Origin of the sequence: Exiguobacterium sp. A1_3_1 (assembly GCF_048985645.1) — a bacterium.
Lineage (GTDB): Bacteria > Bacillota > Bacilli > Exiguobacteriales > Exiguobacteriaceae > Exiguobacterium_A > Exiguobacterium_A indicum.
In genome coordinates, this window is record NZ_WBYY01000317.1 from 1 (window position 1) to 978 (window position 978).

Annotated in this window: 1 protein-coding gene and 1 pseudogene; both read left to right on the forward strand. The window is 47.2% G+C overall.

Going from position 1 to position 978, the window contains the following annotated elements; genetic code table 11:
• Window positions 1-263, forward strand: a pseudogene (locus F8N00_RS18080) (aquaporin); the annotation flags it as partial.
• 30 nt (window positions 264-293) lie between these two features.
• The coding region (locus F8N00_RS18085) for an FGGY family carbohydrate kinase (RefSeq protein WP_421018759.1) at window positions 294-978 on the forward strand (685 nt) is incomplete at its 3' end.

Consider the following 978-nt stretch of genomic DNA (forward strand, 5'->3'; position numbering starts at 1 on the left):
GGGACCTTGGTCCACGTATCGCCCACTTCATCCTACCGATTCATGGAAAAGGATCATCGAACTGGGGGTACTCTTGGATTCCGGTTCTCGGACCAGTTCTCGGTGGAAGTCTTGGCGGATTGTTTTATCGTTCGGTCTTCACAGGGAAAGATACACCGGCTTTTTGGATTGTAGGACTTGTGACAATCGTCATATTAGGCTTATGCTATAGATTCGGTGTTCGTCCGAACAAAACAACGTCAGTGGAGTCAAAGTCAGCTTAACTTATTTAGATACAAAAGGATGGGGAAGAGATGGAGAACTACATTTTGTCATTGGATCAGGGAACGACGAGTACACGTGCGATCCTGTTTAATCGTGCCGGCGAGATCGTCCATTCAGCACAACAGGAATTCACGCAGTATTTTCCGAAACCAGGTTGGGTCGAACACAACGCAAACGAGATTTGGGGAAGTGTCCTTGCTGTCGTGGCGACTTGTCTGACGGAGGCGAACGTAAAGCCGTCGCAGATTGCTGGTATTGGAATCACGAACCAACGTGAAACAGCTGTCGTCTGGGAAAAAGAAACAGGGAAACCGATTCACAATGCAGTCGTGTGGCAATCGAGACAAACGGCTGAAATCTGTGAAGCGCTTCGAGCAGCCGGTCATGCCGAGCTCTTCCGTGAGAAGACAGGTCTATTGATTGACGCTTATTTCTCTGGTACGAAAGTCAAATGGATTTTAGATCATGTCGAAGGAGCACGGGAACGTGCTGAACGTGGTGAACTATTGTTCGGTACGATCGATACGTGGCTCATCTGGAAATTATCCGGCGGAAAAGCACATGTGACCGACTATTCGAATGCAAGTCGTACGTTGATGTATAACATTCATGAATTAAAATGGGATGACGAGTTACTCGACATCTTAGATGTCCCGAAAGCGATGCTTCCAGAAGTACGACCATCTTCTGAAGTGCTGTCTCTTATACACATCT